The 20421-nt window shown below is 64.7% G+C and carries 21 protein-coding genes; 8 read left to right on the top strand and 13 right to left on the bottom strand.

Annotated features, from left to right (window positions below; translation table 11 throughout):
• A complete protein-coding gene (locus C4K38_RS27990; protein WP_053281039.1) occupies nt 1–1056 on the bottom strand; it encodes a Gfo/Idh/MocA family protein in 1056 nt (351 codons plus the stop codon).
• Between the two features lie 233 nt (nt 1057–1289).
• Nucleotides 1290–2066: an IclR family transcriptional regulator gene (locus tag C4K38_RS27995; RefSeq protein ID WP_053281040.1), complete on the bottom strand. Its 777-nt coding sequence runs from the start codon at nt 2064–2066 to the stop codon at nt 1290–1292.
• Between the two features lie 209 nt (nt 2067–2275).
• Here C4K38_RS27995 and C4K38_RS28000 point away from each other — a divergent pair, with 209 nt between their 5' ends.
• On the top strand, nt 2276–4003 hold the full coding sequence (locus C4K38_RS28000; protein WP_053281041.1) for an FAD-dependent oxidoreductase: 1728 nt from the start codon (nt 2276–2278) through the stop codon (nt 4001–4003).
• A gap of 199 nt (nt 4004–4202) precedes the next feature.
• On the opposite strand, the gene pcaG is transcribed toward C4K38_RS28000, so the two are convergent.
• The 3 genes from pcaG to pcaQ all read right to left on the bottom strand — a co-directional run bounded on the left by pcaG (nt 4203) and on the right by pcaQ (nt 6571).
• Complete coding sequence (gene pcaG, locus C4K38_RS28005) at nt 4203–4808, bottom strand: protocatechuate 3,4-dioxygenase subunit alpha (RefSeq protein WP_053281042.1); 606 nt, start codon at nt 4806–4808, stop codon at nt 4203–4205.
• A 10-nt stretch (nt 4809–4818) separates the two neighbouring features.
• Entirely contained in the window at nt 4819–5538 is a 720-nt protein-coding gene (gene pcaH, locus C4K38_RS28010) for a protocatechuate 3,4-dioxygenase subunit beta (protein ID WP_053281043.1), read from the bottom strand.
• Between the two features lie 103 nt (nt 5539–5641).
• A complete protein-coding gene (gene pcaQ / locus C4K38_RS28015; protein WP_053281044.1) occupies nt 5642–6571 on the bottom strand; it encodes a pca operon transcription factor PcaQ in 930 nt (309 codons plus the stop codon).
• Nucleotides 6572–6709: 138 nt separating this feature from the next.
• Here pcaQ and ypfJ point away from each other — a divergent pair, with 138 nt between their 5' ends.
• Both ypfJ and C4K38_RS28025 read left to right on the top strand, forming a co-directional pair.
• On the top strand, nt 6710–7606 hold the full coding sequence (gene ypfJ / locus C4K38_RS28020) for a KPN_02809 family neutral zinc metallopeptidase (protein WP_053281045.1): 897 nt from the start codon (nt 6710–6712) through the stop codon (nt 7604–7606).
• Nucleotides 7606–8583: a hypothetical protein gene (locus C4K38_RS28025; protein WP_053281046.1), complete on the top strand. Its 978-nt coding sequence runs from the start codon at nt 7606–7608 to the stop codon at nt 8581–8583. The genes ypfJ and C4K38_RS28025 overlap by 1 nt, the downstream gene beginning before the upstream one ends.
• 120 nt (nt 8584–8703) lie before the next feature.
• On the opposite strand, the gene C4K38_RS28030 is transcribed toward C4K38_RS28025, so the two are convergent.
• From C4K38_RS28030 to C4K38_RS28040, 3 genes are all read right to left on the bottom strand, one after another.
• Complete coding sequence (locus C4K38_RS28030) at nt 8704–9297, bottom strand: HAD family hydrolase (protein ID WP_009050998.1); 594 nt, start codon at nt 9295–9297, stop codon at nt 8704–8706.
• Entirely contained in the window at nt 9294–10163 is an 870-nt protein-coding gene (gene tesB, locus C4K38_RS28035; protein WP_009050999.1) for an acyl-CoA thioesterase II, read from the bottom strand. Before tesB ends, C4K38_RS28030 begins: the two co-directional genes overlap by 4 nt.
• A 101-nt stretch (nt 10164–10264) precedes the next feature.
• Nucleotides 10265–10834: a GNAT family N-acetyltransferase gene (locus C4K38_RS28040; protein ID WP_023969471.1), complete on the bottom strand. Its 570-nt coding sequence runs from the start codon at nt 10832–10834 to the stop codon at nt 10265–10267.
• Between the two features lie 74 nt (nt 10835–10908).
• On the opposite strand from C4K38_RS28040, the gene C4K38_RS28045 reads away from it, so the two are divergent.
• Both C4K38_RS28045 and C4K38_RS28050 read left to right on the top strand, forming a co-directional pair.
• Nucleotides 10909–11829 (top strand): histone deacetylase family protein, encoded by a 921-nt coding sequence (locus C4K38_RS28045; RefSeq protein ID WP_053281047.1) that lies wholly within the window; start codon nt 10909–10911, stop codon nt 11827–11829.
• Nucleotides 11830–12273: 444 nt separating this feature from the next.
• Nucleotides 12274–13515, top strand: a complete 1242-nt coding sequence (locus C4K38_RS28050) for a TIGR03862 family flavoprotein (protein ID WP_053281048.1) — start codon at nt 12274–12276, stop codon at nt 13513–13515.
• Nucleotides 13516–13699: 184 nt separating this feature from the next.
• Here C4K38_RS28050 and rhlE1 read toward each other — a convergent pair whose 3' ends face one another.
• Nucleotides 13700–15034, bottom strand: coding sequence for an RNA helicase RhlE1 (rhlE1, locus tag C4K38_RS28055; protein WP_053281049.1), 1335 nt, complete (start codon nt 15032–15034; stop codon nt 13700–13702).
• Nucleotides 15035–15258: 224 nt separating this feature from the next.
• On the opposite strand from rhlE1, the gene C4K38_RS28060 reads away from it, so the two are divergent.
• Entirely contained in the window at nt 15259–15714 is a 456-nt protein-coding gene (locus tag C4K38_RS28060; protein ID WP_053281050.1) for a hypothetical protein, read from the top strand.
• Nucleotides 15715–15783: 69 nt separating this feature from the next.
• Here the strand turns inward: C4K38_RS28060 and yedA are convergent, their stop codons facing one another.
• Nucleotides 15784–16698 carry a drug/metabolite exporter YedA gene (gene yedA / locus C4K38_RS28065; RefSeq protein ID WP_025807639.1) on the bottom strand — a complete coding sequence of 305 codons (915 nt, stop codon included), beginning with the start codon at nt 16696–16698 and terminating at the stop codon, nt 15784–15786.
• Between the two features lie 161 nt (nt 16699–16859).
• On the opposite strand from yedA, the gene C4K38_RS28070 reads away from it, so the two are divergent.
• Nucleotides 16860–17312: an Lrp/AsnC family transcriptional regulator gene (locus C4K38_RS28070; RefSeq protein ID WP_025807641.1), complete on the top strand. Its 453-nt coding sequence runs from the start codon at nt 16860–16862 to the stop codon at nt 17310–17312.
• Nucleotides 17313–17492: 180 nt separating this feature from the next.
• On the opposite strand, the gene C4K38_RS28075 is transcribed toward C4K38_RS28070, so the two are convergent.
• The 3 genes from C4K38_RS28075 to C4K38_RS28085 all read right to left on the bottom strand — a co-directional run bounded on the left by C4K38_RS28075 (nt 17493) and on the right by C4K38_RS28085 (nt 19542).
• Nucleotides 17493–18104 carry a 3'-5' exonuclease gene (locus tag C4K38_RS28075; protein ID WP_053281051.1) on the bottom strand — a complete coding sequence of 204 codons (612 nt, stop codon included), beginning with the start codon at nt 18102–18104 and terminating at the stop codon, nt 17493–17495.
• Between the two features lie 32 nt (nt 18105–18136).
• Nucleotides 18137–18616, bottom strand: coding sequence for an NYN domain-containing protein (locus C4K38_RS28080; RefSeq protein ID WP_023969253.1), 480 nt, complete (start codon nt 18614–18616; stop codon nt 18137–18139).
• A gap of 137 nt (nt 18617–18753) precedes the next feature.
• Nucleotides 18754–19542: a DUF2076 domain-containing protein gene (locus tag C4K38_RS28085; RefSeq protein WP_025807645.1), complete on the bottom strand. Its 789-nt coding sequence runs from the start codon at nt 19540–19542 to the stop codon at nt 18754–18756.
• Between the two features lie 180 nt (nt 19543–19722).
• Between C4K38_RS28085 and C4K38_RS28090 the strand changes: the two genes are divergently transcribed.
• Nucleotides 19723–20382, top strand: coding sequence for a DUF7847 domain-containing protein (locus tag C4K38_RS28090; RefSeq protein WP_053281052.1), 660 nt, complete (start codon nt 19723–19725; stop codon nt 20380–20382).
• The last annotated feature ends 39 nt before the right edge of the window (nt 20383–20421 follow it).

Below are 20421 nucleotides of genomic sequence, written 5' to 3' on the forward strand. Positions count from 1 at the left end.
TCATCCCTCGATCAGCGCCGGGGCACAGGCGCGACCGGTCGCTGCCGCTTCGCGGATCGCCTCGATCAGCGCCAGGGTCCGCGCCGCATCGGCCACGCTGACCAGCGGCTCGACCTCGCGCCGCGCCACTTTGACGAAATGCTGCAATTGCAGGCGCAGGGCTTCGGCGGCTGTGAAAGGTTCCTCGACCGCCAGCAATGGCTGATGCCAGCCAGCACCAGCCTCGGCGTACTGCCAGCGCTTGAGTTGCGGAATGCTCAGGGCGCCACCGGTGCCGGCCAGCAAATAGCACGGCTGGTCGGCCTGGCGCGGGTACACCGGGTTCTCGCCGGAATCCAGCTCCCAGCTCCAGGGCGCCGCCACCGCGTCGGAACCGGTCAGGCTGCCCAGGGCGCCGTTGGCGAATTGCAGCAGGACGGCGGCGCAATCCTCGTTGGCGAAACCGCGCACCGCGTTGCTGGTGACGGCCTGCACCTGATGCACCTCACCACACAGGTGACGCAGCAGGTCGAGGTCGTGAATCAGGTTGGTCAGCAGCATTCCGGCCCCGGGTTCGCGGCGCCAGGGAATCTCGAAATAACTGTCGGGCTTCTGCAATTGCCAGAGCGCGGTGACCGTGGTCAATCGCCCCAGTGCCCCGCCCTGCACCAGCGCATGAGCGTGGACGATCAGCGGGTTGTGGCGACGATGATGGCCCACCAGCACCGGCACTCCGCTGCTTTTCACGGCGGCGACCAGTTCACGGACTTCATCCAGGTGCACGCCGACCGGTTTTTCCAGCAGCACCGGTACCCCGGCCGCCAGGCAATCCAGGGCGGTGCTGACGTGCAGGTTGTTCGGGTTGGCGACTATCACCGCGTCGGGGCGGGCCTGTTCGAGCATCTGTCGATAGTCGGAGTAATACGCCACCTCCCACTGTGCGGCGATGCCGGCGGCTTGCGGGCCGGGATCGGCCACGGCGCAGAGCCTGGCTTCGGTCAGGGTCTTGAGGTGCTGGTAATGCTGCTGGCCCATGTTGCCGGCGCCGATCAAGGCAATGCGCAAAGGTGAGTCCAAGGCGGGATCCTCTTGTGATTGTTATCGGAACGCGAGATTTAAAATATTTAGAACCTGGTTCCACTTTCACACAAGAGCAAAACAAAATAGTGTCCGATCAGCGAACAGCTTTAAGGATGACTTGAATGTGTAGGAGCGAGGCTTGCCCGCGATCAGGGCAGCGAGGCACGGCAGAAGGTCGCGTCACGCCTATCGCGGGCAAGCCTCGCTCCTACACAAAAAGAAAATATGGCTCAGCTGAAAAGCTCGGAAGCCTGGCTGGCAGCCGAGAGTTCATCAGTGAACTTCAACAGCAGTGGCGCCAGTTCATGCAGGCGCGCCAGCGGCATGCGCGCGCTCGGGCCGGCGATGCTCAGCACCCCGACCACCCGGCCATCGACCGGGTGACGCACCACCGCGGCCACCGCCGAGGTGCCCACCGCCGAACTTTCCTCGACCCAGGCGTAGCCTTGCTCCCGGGCCAGGCGCAGGCGTTCGAGCAGCTCGATGTTCGAGCGCGGCGCGTTCGGGCCCAGGTCCGCGGGAATCTCGGCAGCCTGGCGCTCCACCAGCGACAAGGCCTCGGCATCACTCAGGCAGGCCAGCCAGGCGTGCCCGGAAGCGGTATAGAACAGCGGCGCCTCACGCCCCATGTCGGGGTCGTAGCGCAACCCGGAACGGGCGCCCTGGGACTTGGCGATCCAGGTCTGGCGCTCGTCCTCGATCACCCCGAGGCGCACCAGTTCGCCGGTTTCCTGGGCCAGCCGGTCGAGCACCGGCTGGACGATGTCCGCGCCGCTGCTGGACAGGTAGCGAAAGCCCATGGCCACCAGCTTGGTCGACAGGTGATAACGCAGGTTGTCCGGGTTCTGCCGTACGTAACCCAGGCGGATCAGCTCCGCCAACAGCCGGTGGGTGGCGCTTTTGGGGATGTCCAGTTGCTCGGCCAGGGTCTGCATCGGCAGGCCGCGGGGGTCACTGGTAAGACTTTCCAGAACGCTGAAGACGCGCTCGATTTGACTGCCGGCCATGGTCGGGTCCAGACGAAATTTGGCCGATTCTAGTGACAACCGGCGCAATGGGAAACACACCGCGGCATCGTTCGATAACCGCCCATAAAAACCTCGGCATGGCGCAGATGATCCTGCCCTCGCCTTGCTGCCGACTATTCGACTCCGTATATTTTTTGGAATCAAGTTCCAAAAATAATAACTGTTCGTTTAACGGAGTTGCTTCTTCCATGCCTGCCACCGCCTCCCCGCACCACCCCGATATCGATTGCGACGTGCTGGTCGTCGGCTCCGGCGCCGCCGGCCTCTCGGCGGCCGTGACCGCGGCCTGGCATGGCCTGAAGGTCATAGTGGTGGAGAAAGACCCGGTGTTCGGCGGCGCCACCGCCTGGTCCGGCGGCTGGGCCTGGGTGCCGTGCAACCCGCTGGCGCGACGGGCCGGCATAGTCGAGGACGTGGAACTGCCGCGCACCTACCTGAAACACGAACTGGGCGAACGCTACCAGCCAGCACTGATCGACGCCTTCCTCGAAGCCGGCCCGCGCATGGTGTCGTTCTTCGAGCGCCATACCGCGCTGCAATTCGCCGACGGCAACGCCATCGCCGATATCCACGGCGATACGCCGGGCGCCGGCACCGGCGGACGCTCGGTGATCGCCGCGCCCTACGATGGGCGCGAGGTCGGCAAACTGCTCAAGCGCCTGCGCAAGACCCTGCGCGAAACCTCGTTCATGGGCATGCCGATCATGGCCGGCGCCGACCTTGCGGCGTTCCTCAACCTGAGCCGTTCGCTGCCGGCGGCCTGGCATGTGAGCAAGCGCTTCGGCCGCCACCTGCGCGACCTCGTCACTCACCGCCGCGCCCTGCAACTGGTCAATGGCGTGGCATTGGTGGCGCGCCTGGCCAAGTCGGCGGAGGACCTTGGCGTGCTGCTCTGGGAATCGGCGCCGGTCGCCGAGCTGCTGCGCGACGGCGACGCGGTGACGGGGGCGATTGTCAGCATCGCCAGCCGGGGCCCCATTCGGATCCGCGCCCGCAAAGCGGTGGTGCTGGCGGCCGGCGGTTTCCCCAACGACATCGAGCGGCGCAAAGCGCTGTTCCCACGCACGCCCACCGGCCACGAGCATCTGGCCCTGCCACCCTTGGCGGTCTCGGGCGACGGCTTGCGCCTGGGGGAAAGCGTCGGCGCCCGGGTCGATACCGACATGGCATCGCCCGTGGCCTGGGCCCCGGTTTCCGCGGTGCCTTACAAGGACGGCAGCCGCGGGCATTTCCCGCACATCATCGAGCGTGGCAAACCGGGGATCATCGGTGTCCTGCGCAACGGCCAGCGCTTCGTCAACGAAGCCGACGGTTACTACGACTATGTGCGGGCGATGGTCGCGGCGGCCCCCGAGGGCGAAGAAGTGGCGTCGTGGCTGATCTGCAGCCACAGGTTCCAGCGCTTGTATGGCCTGGGCATCTCCCGGCCCTTCCCCGTGCCGCTGGCGCCCTTTATCCGCAGTGGCTACCTGAAACGCGGCGACAGCATCGAGGCGCTGGCCCAGGCCTGCGGCATCGATGCGGACGGCCTGCGCGCCACCCTGGCGGAATACAACCGGCATGCCCGACAAGGCCACGACCCGCAGTTCGGCCGAGGCTCGACGCCCTACAACCGCAAGCAGGGTGACCCGCGCCAGCAACCCAACCCGTGCGTGGCGCCCATCGAGCAGGGGCCGTTCTACGCGGTGAAAGTCCAGCCGGGCTGCTTCGGCACCTTCGCCGGGCTCAAGGTCAATCCCCACGCCCAGGTGCTCGACGGCCAGGGCCAGGCCATCGCCGGCCTGTACGCCGCCGGTAGCGACATGGCCAGCATCATGGGCGGCCACTACCCCGCCGGCGGTATCAATCTCGGCCCGGCGCTGACCTTCGGCTATATCGCCGGTCGGCACATCGCCGGGGCCAGCGCTTATGAATAAGGCGGCAATCAACCTCGAAAAGAGTGTGGTTCTTGAGATCGCTTGAAGGCCCTTCGACCAGCGTGGCCCGGGCTTATAGCAGGCTGCGCCAGCGGCTACAGGAAGCACGTGGCTCCTGTAGCCGCTGCCGAGCCCCGCGAGGCTGCGATCGTCTCCGCAGGAGACGCAAACCTACACCGCGATGTGCCCGGATGGCGGATCAGAAATCGAAGAACACCGTCTCCCCTTCCCCCTGGATGCGGATATCGAACCGGTACGCCCGCTGCCCGTCCACCTCACAGGGATGGGCCAGCAGGGTGTCGCGCCGTTGCGGCTGCTCGATCAGGTTCAGCACCGGGCAGGCGGCGTTGGCTTCGGCTTCGTCGGCGAAATACAGGCGGGTGTGCAGGTGGATGTTGATCCCCCGGGCGAACAGCGCCACGTTGATATGCGGCGCCATCGGCACCCCGACAGCATTCTTCACCACGCCCGGCTTGATGGTGTGCAGCGTCCACTCGCCGGCATCGAAAGTGGTGGCCGTGCGCCCGAAGCTGTTGAAGGCTTTCTCCGAATCGAACAACGGGTCGTAGACGCCCTCGTGGTTGGCTTGCCAGAACTCGAGGAACGAGTCGCGCACCAGGTGGCCGTTGCCGTCATACACGTGGCCGATCAGCAGGATCTTTTCCCCCTGGGCATCGGGTCCGGCCATCCGGTTCCAGATCTCGTCGCTGCGGGTCGGGTTGCCCGCGGCAGCCAGCGCCAGGCCGATGTGCACGTAAGGGCCGGCCGTTTGCGAGGGGGTTTCAGGCAGCAATTGGATAGGCATGGCAGGCTCCTCAGCAATTCTCGAAGTGGGTTTTGCGCTGGCCGCGCAACACGATGTCGAAGCGATAGGCCAGGCAGTCCATCGGGTTGGCGCTGCTCATGTCCAGGCGCGCGATCAGGCTCTGCACCGCGTCCGGGTTGGCGATCGACTTGACGATCGGGCACAGCGGAATCAGCGGGTCGCCTTCGAAATACAGCTGGGTGATTAACCGCGTGGCGATCGAGGGCCCGCTGATGGAGAAATGGATATGCGCCGGGCGCCAGTCGTTCGGGCCGTTGCGCCATGGGTAAGGACCGGGCTTGATGGTGCGGAAGCTGTAGTAGCCGTCACGGTCGGTCAGGGCCCGGCCGACGCCGCCGAAATTCGGATCCAGGGGCGCCAGGTAGCGGTCGTTCTTGTGCCGGTAGCGACCACCGGCGTTGGCTTGCCACATCTCCACCAGGGTGTGGGGAATCGGCTGGCCGTACTGATCGCAGACCCGACCGGCAACGATGATTCGCTCGCCCACCGGCAAGCCGCCGTTATTGAAGTTGAGCAGCAGGTCGTTATCGAAACGCCCGGTCTTCAGATGGGAGAAATCGGGGCCACTGGTCTCGCTCGGCGATTGCGGGATGCTCACCAGCGCCTGGCGCGGCGAACGGGCCACGGAGGTCTTGTAGTCGGGGGTCAGGGCCTTGGGATGCCAATTACGGTCACGGATAACGAAACGACTGCTGTCTGCATCAGACATGTCGATCTCCTGTTGTTTGATTTATGGAGCGCAGCCCACGCAGTTTCAAACAACAGCAGCCCGACGAATATTGAAAAGGCTTCTCCCATACATAACCAAGAGGTTATGGATAACGCCCCTCGCGATAGGCTTGCCCAACCTCCCGCAGCACCTCGACGCACCATTGCGCCGCCAGCGACAGCGGCAGGCTGGCATTGCTGGAGATGCCCACCGAGCCACCCGGCTCGCGCTGCCCGAGGTCGATCTCGCGCAGCTCGCCATTGGCCAGGTCCAGGCGTACCGCATCCAGCGGGGCGATCCACAGTGCATCGCTGGACAGCGCATAGCGCCGGCTCAGGGCCACTGAGAGGGTTTCCAGGCGCTGGCGCGACTGGCTGATGCCGCACTGCACGAACAGGCTGTCGGCGAACTTGCGGATGGTGGTGCCGGCCAGCGGCAGCACCAGCGGGTACTGCTCCAGCGCATGCCGGTTCAATGGCCCGTTCAGCAACGGATGATCGGGGCGCGCCACCAGAGTCATGGACTCACTGTACAGATGCTCGAAGCTCAGGCCCTGGATCTGCGGACTGTCCGTCATGCGCCCGACCACCAAGTCGACATCGCCGACCCGCAACTGCGACAGCAGATAGGCGCTGGGGCCGGTGACCACACTCACCACCAGCGCCGAATGCCGTTCGTGCAGGCGCCGCACCACCTCCGGCAGCAGCAGGCTTTCGGCGGTCGAGAGCACACCCAGGCGTACCACACCGGCGGCATATTCACCGCCGCGCAAGGTGTTCACCCCCTCGCGCAGGGCCTGCACCGAGGGCCCGGCGTAACGCAGAAAAGCCATTCCCGCCTCGGTCAGGCTGAGCCCGGCCTTGCTCCGGGCGAACAGCCGGGTGTCGAGCAGCTCTTCCAGTTCCTTGAGGGTTTTCGACATCGCCGGCTGGCTCACCGCGAGCACATCCGCCGCCCGCGCCAGGCTGCCCTGACGAGACATTTCAAGAAAACATACGAGGTGACGGAATTTGATACGGGTATCGATGTTCAAAGGAGGCCCCGGATGTGTCGCAATAGGATCGATGCGGCTGCGGGCAATGGTAGCGTGCATGCAAATGGCTGACGACCGGACTGGCGTCAGCTCTACTCACCAGCAACACTGATCAGCAAATAAGACGAGGGTTCACCCATGCTTTGGAAGAAAGGACGGCGCAGCGACAACGTGGTGGATGCTCGCGATGACAGTGGTGGTGGGGGCGGTGGCGGTCTGCGCTTTGGTGGCGGCAAGGGCCTGAGCCTGACCGCCGTCATCCTGATTGTCGGCATCGGCTGGGTCACCGGCCAGGACCCGCTGCAAATCCTCGGGCAACTCGTCGGGCAGATGGATCAGTCCTCGGCGCCCGCCACCACCCAGCAGACCCGCCAGGCGCCGCCGGCCAACGACGAGCAGGCGGAATTCGTGCGCTCGATCCTGGGCGATACCGAAGACACCTGGGGCCAGATCTTCCAGCAGGCCGGACGCTCCTACCAGCAACCCAAGCTCATCCTGTTCCGTGGCCGGGTGAATTCCGCCTGCGGCTCGGCGACCTCCGCCACCGGCCCCTTCTATTGCCCGGCCGACCAGCAGGTGTACCTGGACATGGACTTCTTCCGCGAAATGGACCAGCGCTTCTCGGCCGCCGGTGACTTCGCCCAGGCCTACGTGATCGCCCACGAAATCGGTCACCACGTACAGACCCTGCTCGGCGTCTCGGCGAAGATCCAGGCCGCCCGCCAACAGGGCCGGCAGATGGAAGGCGACGGCGGCCTGCTGGTGCGCCAGGAACTGCAAGCCGACTGCCTGGCAGGCGTCTGGGCCAACCATGCGCAGAAACGCCTGAACTGGCTGGAGCCGGGGGATATCGAAGAAGCCCTGAACGCCGCCAACGCCATCGGTGACGACCGCCTGCAACAGCAAGGCCAGGGCCGCGTGGTACCGGACTCCTTTACCCACGGCAGCTCGGCGCAACGGGTGCGCTGGTTCAAGGCAGGCTTCACTCAGGGCCAAGTCGGCCAGTGCGATACCTTCGCGGCGAAGAGTCTGTAATGCGCCGGGCACTGGTGCTGCTCACGTTATGGATGATCTGCGCCGGCGCGCAGGCAGCAGAAAATGGCGTCAAGACGATCAGCCCCGCGCGGCTGAACCTCAAAGGCGGCGAACTGGCCATCGGCCTGAGTCAGGATTGGCAGCAGCCGCTGCCTGAGATCCAGCGGGCACTGATCATCGTCCACGGGCGCCTGCGCAACGCCCAGACCTACCTGCACAGCGCCGAACAGGTCGCCAACCAGGCCGGGCAAAGCGCGGCCACCCTGGTGATCGCCCCGCAGTTTCTCAATCAGAGCGATATCGAGCGCCACCAGCTACCCGACTCGCTGCTGCGCTGGCAGGGCAATGACTGGATGGCCGGCGAGCCGTCCAGCGGGCCCAAGCCACAAAGCTCTTATGCGGTGCTGGACGCGATCATCACGCGGCTGAGCGATCGCCAGCAGTTTCCGGCCCTGACCGAGATCGTCATCGCCGGCCACTCCGGTGGCGCCCAGGTAGTGCAGCGTTTTGCCCTGCTCGGCCAGCATCATCCGGGCCTGGAGGATGACGGCATCAAACTGCGCTACGTCATCGCCAACCCATCGTCCTATGCCTATTTCGACGAGCAGCGCCCGGTGAAGGTCGACGCCAGCGCGTGCCCCGGTTTCAACCACTGGAAGTACGGCCTGCTCAAGCTGCCTGCCTACGCCGCCGGCCAGACCGCGCAGCAACTGGAACAGCGCTACGTCAAACGCGATATCACCTACCTGCTGGGCAAACAGGACACCGACCCGCACCACCCGGCGCTGGACACCAGCTGCGCCGCCGAGGCCCAGGGCGCCTACCGGTTGATTCGCGGGCACAATTACTTCGACTACCTGAAACAGCGCCATCCGCAAGGACTGCAACAGCAACTGGTCGAAGTGCCCGGGGTCGGGCATGACGGCGACAAGATGTTCACCTCGCCCGAGGGGCAGAAGGCGTTGTTCGGCAAGTAGGCACGGTGAAATCAGCAATGACGCTATCGCGGGCAAGCCTCGCTCCTACAGGTTCGTTGTCGTACCCGGCAGAGGGCTACACCGCAGATCCGTAGGAGCGAGGCTTGCCCGCGAAGCGTTTCAAGCCAACACCATCCGCCGTAGAACGCTGCAATCCTCGGCGTGCCAGTCGGCCAGTTCCGGCCACGGGTTATCCGGCAGGTTCACCAGCACCGTATGGGTGCCCGCCGCGCGACCGCAGTCGAGGTCGAAGCGGTAGTCGCCGACCATCACCATCTCAGCGGGCGCCACCTCCCAGGCCGCGGCCAGTTTCAGCAAGCCGCCCGGGTGAGGTTTGGGCGGGGCTTCGTCGCGCCCCAGCACGTCCTCGACGGCAAAGCAGTCGGCCAGGCCGATGGCCTCCAGGGTGACATGGGCCAGCTCCCGCGCATTGCGGGTCAGGATGCCCAGCCGATAGCCCCGCGCCGCCAGCTCCCGCACCAGTTCCACCGCCCCCGGCGCCGGACGCGAACCCAGGGCCAGGTCGCGCTCGTGTTCCAGCAGCCAGGCGTGTTTCGCCGCGGCTTCGGCGGCGGGCAAGGCCGCGAGGTGGGTCAGGATGTCGTGCTCCGGTGGAATCCCCAGCGCTTCGCGGATGGCCGCGAAATCATGCACGGCCACCGTCAGGGTGCCGTCCATGTCGAACACCCAATGACGCACCTCGGCCAGGCTCATGCCCAGTCCTTGCGATGGCGGATCAGGCCTTCCTGGGTCACCGACGCCACCAACTGGCCGGCGCGGTTGAACACGCTGCCACGGGAGAAACCACGGGAATTGCCGGCCCACGGGCTGTCCATGGCATACAGCAGCCAGTCGTCGGCGCGCAGGTCGGCATGAAACCACAGCGCATGGTCGAGGCTGGCGACCTGCATGTCCTTCTGCCACACCGATTTGCCGTGGGGCAGCATTGAGGTGGTCAGCAGGCCGAAGTCCGAGGCGTAGGCCAGCAGGTATTTATGCAGCGCGGGAATGTCCGGCAGCTCGCCGTCGGCGCGGAACCAGACGTATTTGATCGGGTCCGCCGGCTGCGGGTTGTAGGGGTCTTTCTCGGTCACCGGGCGCACTTCGATGGGCTTGGGGCACAGCAGTTTTTCGCGCATGTGCTCCGGGATCAGGTGCGCGCGCTGCTGGGTGATCTCCAGCTCCGACGGCAGGTTTTCCGGGCCGACCACCTGGGGCATGGTGTCCTGGTGCTCGAAGCCTTCCTCGTCGTACTGGAACGAAGCGCTGCAGGTGAAGATCGGGTTGCCCTTCTGGATCGCCGTTACCCGGCGGGTGCTGAAGCTGCCGCCATCGCGCACCCGGTCGACCTGGTACACCACCGGCAACGCCGCATCGCCCGGACGCAGGAAGTAACCGTGCAGCGAATGCACATGGCGCGCCTCTTCGACAGTCTGGCTGGCCGCGGACAGGGACTGGCCCAACACCTGACCGCCGAACAGCTGGCGGAAGCCCAGGTCCTGGCTACGACCGCGAAACAGGTTTTCCTCGATCGGTTCCAGGGTCAACAGGTCGACCAGATCATCCAACACGTGGCTCATTCAGACTCTCCTCACACAGAGCAATGCCGCGCAGTCTTGGCTGTCGCGGTCGATTCAATCGGGTTCACACACATGGGCACACTCCAGATGCCCCCGACCTGCTATCCATGCAAGGTTTCCAACCATTGTTCGCGGTTGATGCGATACAGCACATGATGACGCAGCGGATGCTCGCTGCCGAGCTTTGGGTGATCGAAATCGTCGTCCGCATCGTGTTGCATACCGATGGCCTGCATGACTTTCTGCGACGGCAGGTTGCTGGTGGTGGTGAAGGCGACGATCTCGTTCAGAGCCAGGCGATCGAAGCCGCAACGCAGCGCGGTCCAGGCCGCTTCGCTGGCGTAGCCCAGGCCCCAGTGTTCGCGCGCCAGGCGCCAGCCGATTTCCACCGCCGGGGTGAACGGCGCCTCGAAGCCCACCACGCCCAGCCCGGTAAAACCGATGAAGGCCCCGGTATCCTTGCGCTCCAGCGCCCAGGTGCCAAAACCGTGCTCGGCGAAATGCCCACGGATCCGACCGATCAGCGCGGCGCTTTCCAGGCGGCTCAGGGGGGCCGGAAAGTAACGCATGACCTGCGGATCGGCGCACATCGCCGCAAACGCTGGCAAATCCTCGTCGCGCCACTGGCGCAACAGCAGTCGAGCACTTTCGAGTTGCAGTATCGGCTCCATCGTCCCCTCCATTTCCATGCGTGCCAGTCTACATCGCTGGTAGGATCCTTTTCGGATTCCTACATGAAATTGCCATGCCACTGCCGCTGATCTACCACGACGACTACAGCCCCGAGTTCCCGGCGGAGCACCGCTTCCCCATGGACAAGTTCCGCCTGCTGCGCGACCACCTGGTGGACAGCGGCCTGACCCGCGATACCGACCTGCTGCGCCCGGAGCTGTGCCCGACGGAGATTCTCGCCCTGGCCCACGACCCTGGGTATATCGAACGTTATATGGCCGGCGAGTTGTCGCGGGAAGACCAACGGCGCCTCGGCCTGCCCTGGAACGAAGCCCTGGCCCGGCGCACCGTGCGCGCTGTCGGCGGCTCGCTGCTGGCCGCCGAGCAGGCCCTGGAGCATGGCCTGGCCTGTCACCTGGCCGGCGGCACCCATCACGCCCACTACGACCACCCGGCGGGGTTCTGCATCTTCAACGACCTGGCGGTGATCAGCCATTACCTGCTGGAAGCCGGGCGGGTCGGCCGAGTGCTGATCTTCGACTGCGACGTGCACCAGGGCGACGGCACCGCGCGGATTCTCGAACATACCCCGGACGCCGTGACCGTCTCGCTGCACTGCGAAAAAAACTTCCCGGCGCGCAAGGCCACCAGCGACTGGGACATCCCCCTGCCCATGGGCATGGGCGACGCCGACTACCTGAAGGTGGTCGACGATGCCCTCAATTACCTGCTGCCGCTGTACCAGCCAGACCTGGTGCTGTACGACGCCGGGGTGGATGTACACAAGGACGATGCCCTGGGTTACCTGAAGCTGACCGACCAGGGCGTCGCCGCCCGCGACGAACAGGTGATGCGCCATTGCCTGGGGCGCGACATCCCGGTGCTCGGGGTGATCGGCGGCGGCTACAGCAAGGATCGCCAGGCTCTGGCGCGGCGCCACGGCATCCTCCACCACAGCGCGCAACGGGTGTGGACGTCATCAGGTTGTCACTGAAAGCTGGGCGCCTTACCCACAATGGCTGTGGAGCCGTTTGTGGATAACCTGAGTGCAAGCGGCTGCAGGCCATGCTGGCTGTACCTTACAGACAGGCGATCACTTTTTGACCAAGCCCGGTAAGCACTGCTGAATACTGCGAAGCGGGAGCGCTGATAGTGATGCCAATGGAAGCCCTGCGGATCTTTCGCAGCCTACGGCAGCGGCGACAAAAGGCTTCATCGGACGGTCATGAAAATGTGAGTGCCTTACCCCCAATCTCTGTGGAGCCGCTTGTGGATAACCTGAGCGCAAGCTTCTGCAGGCTATGCCATACAAGCCCTGCAGAGCACTGAGCGCTTTTTGATCAGCCCCTGCATAAGCCGCTGCGGGACGCATGAATCATTGGCGACGGGCCTGCCTCGGGTAGAATGCCTGGCTTATTCCGCCACGCCGCCGCCCGCCATGACCTTATCCAGCACCACCCTGCCCCATCACGTCGCCATTATCGGTGGCGGCCCCGCCGGCTTGATGGCGGCCGAGGTGCTGAGCCTGGCGGGCATCCGCGTCGATCTCTACGACGGCATGCCATCGGTGGGCCGCAAATTCCTGCTGGCCGGGGTCGGCGGCATGAACATCACGCATTCCGAGGCCTACCCGGTCTTCCTCTCGCGTTATGCCGAACGGGCCCCGCAGATTGCCCCGCTGTTGCGCGAGTTCGGCAGCGAGGCCCTGTGCCAATGGATTCACGGCCTGGGCATCGACACTTTCGTCGGCAGCTCGGGCCGGGTGTTCCCCACCGACATGAAAGCCGCGCCGTTGCTGCGTGCCTGGCTCAAGCGCCTGCGCGATGCCGGCGTGGTTATCCACACCCGCCATCGCTGGCTCGGCTGGAATGTCGATGGCAGCCTGCGCATCCACAGCCCGGAAGGCGAAAAGTCGGTTCAGACCGACGCCCTGCTGCTGGCGCTGGGCGGCGGTAGCTGGGCACGCCTGGGTTCGGATGGAGCCTGGATGCTGCCGCTGGAACAGCGCGGCGTGCAACTGGCGCCCCTGCAACCGAGCAACTGCGGGTTCGAAGTGCAGGACTGGAGCGATCTGCTGCGCAGCAAGTTCGCCGGCGCCCCGCTGAAGAACGTGGCCATCGGCCTGAACGACGACATCCCCCGCCTCGGCGAATGCGTGATCACCACCACCGGGATCGAGGGCAGCCTGATCTACGCGCTGTCGGCACCGATTCGGCAAGCCATCAACCGCCACGGCTCGGCCACCGTGCATATCGACCTGCTGCCAGGCAAACCCCATGACCGGATCCAGGCCGCACTGAGCAAGCCACGGGGCTCACGCTCCATGGCCAAGCACCTGCACAGCCAGCTAGGCATCGACGGGGTGAAGGCCGCGCTCTTGCGTGAACTGACCAGCGCCGACTGCTTCGCCGACCCGGCGCTGCTGGCCAAGGCGATCAAGGCCCTGCCGTTGACCCTGGTGAAAACCCGGCCGCTGGACGAAGCCATCAGCAGCGCTGGCGGCGTGACGTTCGAAGCCATGGACCAACGCTTGATGCTCAAGCAATTGCCGGGTGTGTTCTGCGCCGGAGAAATGCTCGACTGGGAGGCGCCCACCGGCGGCTACCTGCTCACCGCGTGTTTCGCCAGCGGGCGGGCGGCGGGGTTGGGGATGATCGAGTGGTTGCGGGAAAAGGCCTGAGGCCTTTCGTGTAGCCGCTGGCGCAGCCTGAGTTCGGTCCGGGCGACACTCCAACGTAGCGGCGTAAAAGCAAACGCCCCGGTTTTCCAGGAAAACCGGGGCGTTCGTTTTGCGAGGACTACGCCCTCGATCGCAGGCTGCGCCAGCGGCTACAGAAGCGAGCGGTGTTGATCGCTCGCCAGCCTTACGGCTTGCGCTTGCGCGGCCCGGTGTTGAACGCCGGCACCTTGCGCACCGGTTTCACCGCCGGGGCTTCGGCCACTTCGCCGCTGTCCACCCACTTGCCCAGGTTGCGCTTGCCGCCACCGCCGGAAGTCTTGGGTTTCTTCGGCTTTTTCGGCTTCTTGATCACCTGGCCGCTGGCGTCGGTTTCCGGCACCCGGTGTTCCGGGATGAAGTCCGGCTCGTCATGGCGCTTGAGGGTCTGGCGGGTCAGCATCTCGATGGCCGACAGCAGGTTCACTTCATCGGCACAGACCAGCGAGATCGCCTCACCGGTGGAGCCGGCGCGGCCGGTACGGCCGATGCGGTGGATGTAATCCTCGGCGACGATCGGCAGGTCGAAGTTGACCACCAGCGGCAGGTCTTCGATGTCCAGGCCACGGGCCGCCACGTCGGTGGCCACCAGGATCTGGATCTCGCTGGCCTTGAAACGGTCCAGCGCACGCTGACGAGTAGCCTGGGGCTTGTCACCATGGATGCCGTCGGCATTCACGCCCTGGCCCTGCAACCTTTCCACCAGCGCGTCCACGCCGTTGCGGGTCTTGGCGAACACCAGCACCTGCTTCCAGCGGTTCTTGCGCAGCAGGTGGCTGAACAGCTCCGGCTTGCGCTTCTTGTCCACCGTCACCACCCATTGCTTGACGGTGTTGGCGGCGACGTTGCGCGGGCTGACTTCGATGCTCAGCGGGTCATTGAGCATCTGCCCGGCCAACAGGCGGATGGCATCGGAGAAGGTCGCGGAGAACAGCAGGGTCTGACGCTTTTTCGGCAGTGCCGCGTAGATGTCCTTCAGTTCTTCGGAGAAGCCCAGGTCGAGCATGCGGTCGGCTTCGTCCAGCACCAGGGTCTGCAACTGGCTGAACTTCACCGCGTTCTGCCGGTACAGGTCGAGCAAGCGACCCGGGGTCGCCACCAGCAGGTCGATGCCTTTGCGCAGCTTCATCATCTGCGGATTGATGCTGACGCCGCCGTATACCGCGTAGGTGCTCAGCGGCAGGTGCTCGGCGTACTGGCGCACGCTCTCGTGCACCTGTTCGGCCAGCTCGCGGGTCGGCACCAGGATCAGCGCGCGCACCGAGTTGCTGACCACTTTCGGCCCTTCCATGGTCAGCGATTGCAGGAGCGGCAAGGCGAAGCCGGCGGTCTTGCCGGTGCCGGTCTGGGCCGCGGCCATCAGGTCGCGACCGGCCAGCACCGCCGGAATGGCTTGCGCCTGCACCGGTGTCGGGGTCTGGTAGCCAAGCGTTTCGAGGGCGCGCAGCAAGGGTTCGATCAGGCCAAGAGTGGCGAATGTCATGGGGATACCGTAGGGAAAAAGTCAGCGCAGGTGTGCAATGGGCGGCAGTTTACCCTAATTCAGGCGGGTTTCTTTCGGGCTGACGAGTTGCCTGCATGCCGCCATTACGGGTCGGCAGGCGGCGAGCACGGATAATGTGAGTGGACGCACCTTGAGGCGCCGGGGGAGAATCCGGCTCCCTTTTGTCCCTATCGCACCTTTGAAGATTCAGGAGCTTGACCCGTATGGATACCCCCAACCCCTTCCAGACACCGGCCGCCGAGTTGCAGACCCCGGCGGCGACCGCGCCATTGCGCCTGTACAGCATCAACGCCGTCGGCCTTGCTACCTTCCTCGGCACTTCCCTGGCGGGGTCCTACATGATCGCCGCCAACCTCAAGGCGCTCGGTCGCGAAAGCGAAGTGAAGAAGGCCTGGTATGTCGGCATCGGCCTGCTCGTCCTGATGATGGTGCTGGGCGGAGTGTTGCCGGAAAGCGTTCCAGCCATGGTCTTCGTACTGCCACCGCTCTTTGCAATGAACGCCTACGCGCGCCAGCTCTTCGGTCCGGTTGTCATCGAACACAAACTCAGCAAGGGGCCTTTCTTCTCGTTGTGGCGCGTTGCCGGGATCAGCCTGCTGTTCATGCTGGCCTTCGTCGTGGCGCTGATACCGCTGGTGATGCTGTTCAACCCGGCCTGATCACGACAGGCTGGAACCAAAAACGCCGGGCAATGCCCGGCGTTTTCGATCGTGCGCCAACAGGCCACTTCAAGCCGTGGCTTCTTCCTGTATCGCGGCGGCTTTTGGCTTGCGCCATTGCGGCAGGCCGATCAACACCACGGCGCTGATGATCACCACCATCGCCAGCGCCTCCTCCAGGCCAATGGTCTCGCCGACAAACACTATTCCCAGCAGCACCGCCACCGCCGGGTTGACGTAGGCATAGCTGGTGGCCGCCGCCGGACGCACATGCTTGAGCAGGTACATGTAGGCGTTGAAGGCAATGATCGAGCCGAAGCCGGTCAGGTACGCCAGGGCTGCCCAGCCTTCGATCGGCGGAACGGCGGCCAGTTGCTCGCCGCTCAACCAGCTGCCGATCAGCAGCACCACGCCGCCCACCAGCATCTCGACGGCACTGGCCATCGCCCCTTGCGGCAACGGCAGGTGTTTGCTCCACACCGAACCGAAGGCCCAGGCTGCCGCCGCGAACACCAGCAGGGCCGCGCCGGTCGGGCTCGACTGCAGGTTGGAACCGAGGTTGAGCATAGCGATGCCGATCAGCCCGAGGACGATCCCGGCCCATTCCAGGCGGGTGTTGCGCGCGCCCCAGAAGTAGCCGCACAGCAGGGTGAACAGCGGCACCGTGGCCACCGCCAGGGCCGCCACTCCGGACGCCACGCCCATATGTTCGGCGACAGTGACCGCGCCATTACCGCAGCTCAGCAGCAGGATGCCGATCACCCCTGCCGCCCGCCATTGCGCCCAGGTCGGTGCCGGCGCCCCGCGCCAACGCAGGAAGCCGTACATCAGGCTGCCGGCGAGGACGAAACGGATGCCGGCGAGCATCAGCGGCGGCCAGTATTCGACCCCGATACGGATCACCAGGTAGGTCGAGCCCCAGATCACGTACAGCGCAAAAAAGGCGGCAATCAAGGGCAAGGGAAAACGGCGTAGGCCAGGCATGGGAAGCTCGAAAACAGGCAAGGGAGAGGGCTTATTCTAGAAAGCCGGCCGACGGAACTTAAGCTACAAAACCTGTTTAAAGCGGCAGTACACTTTTCAAAACATGGAGATTCTGGCTATAACCCATGCTTTCGAAAGTCGCTGTGTTTGGAAGCCTTATCATGGACAAATATGACCGCATGCTCCTCGCCGCCCTGCTGGAAAATGGCCGGGCGAGCTACGCCGAGTTGGCGCGCAAGGTGAACCTCTCCGCCCCGGCCGTGGCCGAACGGGTGGCCAAACTCGAAGCCAGCGGAGTGATCACCGGCTACCAGGCCAAGGTCGACCTGGCCAAGCTCGGCCTGCCGATCCAGTGCGTGATCGAACTGCGCATGGCCCAGCACGGTAATCAGAAGGCCTACGACGAACTGAGCCGGATCCCGCAACTCACCGAATGCCAGCGGGTTACCGGCGATCCGTGCGTGATCATGCGCGCCGCCGTCGGCTCGATGCCGGAACTGGAAGAGTTGATCAACCGGGTGGCGAAGTTCGGGTTCAGCAAGACCTCGATCGTGCTCTCCAGCGCCATCGAACAGCGCGTGCCGCTGGGGCATCTGGAGAGCAACGGCAAGTGAGCCCAGCCAGCGCTGATCTGTAGCCGCTGCCGAGCCGTAGCGAGGCTGCGAACAGCAACGCAGTTGCCGCAAAACCCGCGTCCGCGATCCGCCTGGAGAAACGCCGTGCCCGGTTTTACGACCGCTGCGCGGTCGTGCGCAGCCTCGCTGTCGCTCGGCAGCGGCTACAGGGATTGCGGGTCAGGCGCCGCGATGGCGCTTGAGGTGTTCACCGATCTTGGCGGCCGGCACTTTCTGCAATTTGCACAGGAAGTCGTGGGACAGCTCGCGCAGCCCGTGTTTCTGCCGCAGCTCCAGCGCCAGGTGCGCGGTGAGGTTGGCGGCCATTTCCGCATCGGCCATGGCCCGGTGAGCCTGGCCGGTATGGGGCAGGCTGGCGAACGTGGTGAGGGTGCCGAGCTTGTGGTTGGGCGCCGCCGGCATCAGCCGTCGCGCCAGCAACAGGGAACAGGCGAAGTTCTGCAAGCGGGTGCGCTTGATCCGACCAAGCTCATAGTCCCAGAACTTCTGGTCGAACGCGGCGTTGTGCGCCAGCAGCGGCGTGGTGCCGACGAACTCGTTGACCTCGTTCATCACCTGCTCGGCCGGCGGCGCGCCGCGCAGCATGGCGTTGCTGATGCCGGTCAGCTGTTCGATAAAGGCCGGCACCCGCACACCGGCATTCATCAGGCTCTGGTAACGCTCGACGATGCGCCCCTGCTCAAGAATCACCACGGCGATTTCCGTGGCCCGGCAACTGCTGCTCGGGGAGATCCCGGTGGTTTCAAAGTCGATGACTGCGATGCGTTCCAAACCTGTCCAGCTCCGTACAAAAAATAGTCAGCTCAGCTTTTGAGCAGTAGCGCGCCTTCGATCGGCACGTAGCGCGTGGCCGCGCGAATCAGCGAATTGGCGGTGAGTCCCGGCACGCCATAGGCAACCGCTTCGACGCCGTGCTTGTTGATGATGCGCTCGAGCAACAGGTCGAAATCGCCGTCGCCGGAGGCCAGCACCACTTCGTCGACATGGGCGGCGGCGTCCATGATGTCGATGGTGATGCCCACGTCCCAGTCGCCCTTGGCCGAGCCGTCGCTGCGCTGGATGTAGGGTTTGAGTTTTACCGTGAAGCCCAGGTTGCGCAGGATCTGCTGGAACTGCTGCTGCTTGCTGTCGCCCCGGTCGATCGCATAGGCGTAGGCCTCGACTATCTGCCCGCGTTGACTGATATCGGCCCACAGGGCGGCATAGTTGAAGTGACAACCATAGGCTTGGCGCACGGTGTAATAGAGATTCTGGACATCGGCGAACACAGCGATTTTTTTCACCGCTTATCCTCATGGCGCTCACGCGCGCGAACTGGGCCGGGACTCAAACCCTGAAAAGTCGCCCAGTATGCCAGCCAGAAGGAAGGTTCCGCGAATAATCGGTCCGGGACGCAACGGCGTTCCGGACCGATGGCGGATCAGACGAAGGAATCGTCGTCGGAAAAGAACGAGCTGTCGTCGTTGCCGTAGTCGGCATCGCTGAAGCCACCCTGGTCGTTGTTACCCCAGGAGTCGTTGTTGGCCATGCGCTGCTCGTCATTGCCCCAGCCACCCGCGTTGTCGCTGGCGGGTGCCGGTTCTTCCTTGATCACTTCGACGATTTCCTGCGGCTGCTGGTTGCCGTGGAACAGGCTGCTGAGCCCTTGCGCCAGCATCACGCCGCCCGCCACGCCGGCGGCGGTCTTCAGCGCACCGCCGAGGAAGCTGCTGCCAGCCGCGGCCGGAGCCTGCTGGGGTGGCGCGGCATAGTTTTGCTGGGGATAGCCCTGTTGCGGCGCGCCGAAGTTCTGCTGTGGCTGCGGGTTGAACGCCGGCCGCGCCGGTTCGCGCCAACCACCGCCGGACGAGGCCGGAGCGCTTTGCGTAGGCGCCGGCTGCGGATCGCGGGAGCCGCTGCCGAAGATGCTCGAAAGAAACCCGCCACCACTGCTGGGCGCCGGTGCCGCAGCCTGGGATCTGGCCTGCTGCAGTTCGGCCTGCAGTTGCTGGACCTGCTGGGTGAGTTGCTTGTTCTGCTCGTCGAGGCTCTTGATTGCCGCCTCTTGCACCAGAATCGCCTGGGTCATGAAATACCCGGCGGCAGGCTGCCGGGTCAGATGCTCCTTGATCCGCGCCTCGGCCTGGGCGTCGCGCGGGGCTGAATCCTTCTCGGCTTGCTGCAACCGTGAAAACAGTCCATCGATCAGGGTTTGCTCTTCGCTGTTCATGGCGACCTCTTTAGATTGCCGGTAAAAAACTGGGCCTTGCCTGTCATGCACAAGGTGCAACCAGTAATGGGGCTGCCCAGCGGGCTTTCAATAGCCTTTACCTAAGGTTTACGTTTGCTCGCCCGGGGGTCGCATCGGTTAAAGTGTCCAACCGCTTTTTGTGATCTGCGATAACCATTGATGAATCCATTAACCGTTCTGCGCGACTCCCTGTACTTCTGCCAGCGCAACCTGGGGCGCATCGTCCAGCTGTGCCTGCCGCTGGTGGTCCTCGAAGCGCTGCTGCAGCAAGCGGTCGACAGCTCGCTGGGCCCCGAGGCCTTTCCCGGCTACAGCGTGGTCGTCGGCCTGCTGATCTACCCGCTGTACACCGGGGTGCTGATCCTGTTTCTCGATGCCCGCAGCCGTGGCGAATCGCCATTGGCCCGCGACCTGTTCGCCGCGACTGTCAGCCTGTGGCCGCGTTTTGCCCTGCTGACCGCCATCAACACCCTGCTGATCCTGCTGGGCCTGTCGCTGTACTTCCTGCCCGGGCTGTGGTTGATGGTGACCCTGGCCTTCGCCGAATACCTGCTGGTGCTCAAGGGCCTGCAACCGCTGGCCGCGATCAAGGAAAGCTTCCGCCTGACCCGCGGGCACTTCCTGCGGATCCTGGTCTGCATCCTGGCCGTGATGGCCCCGCTGTGGGTGCTCAAGGGCGCCAGCCTGGCGGTGTATCCCGAGCCGGGGCCGATGCTATCGCTGCTGATCGAAAGCGCCCACAGCTTCCTGCAGTTGTTCACCAGCGTGGTGGTGTTCCGCCTGTTCATGCTGATCGGCGATTTGCCTGACAAGCAATGACTCCGGGGCCGACCGCTCTACCCCTTGGGCCGCGGCCCC

This window comes from Pseudomonas chlororaphis subsp. piscium (assembly GCF_003850345.1).
GTDB lineage: Bacteria > Pseudomonadota > Gammaproteobacteria > Pseudomonadales > Pseudomonadaceae > Aquipseudomonas > Aquipseudomonas piscium.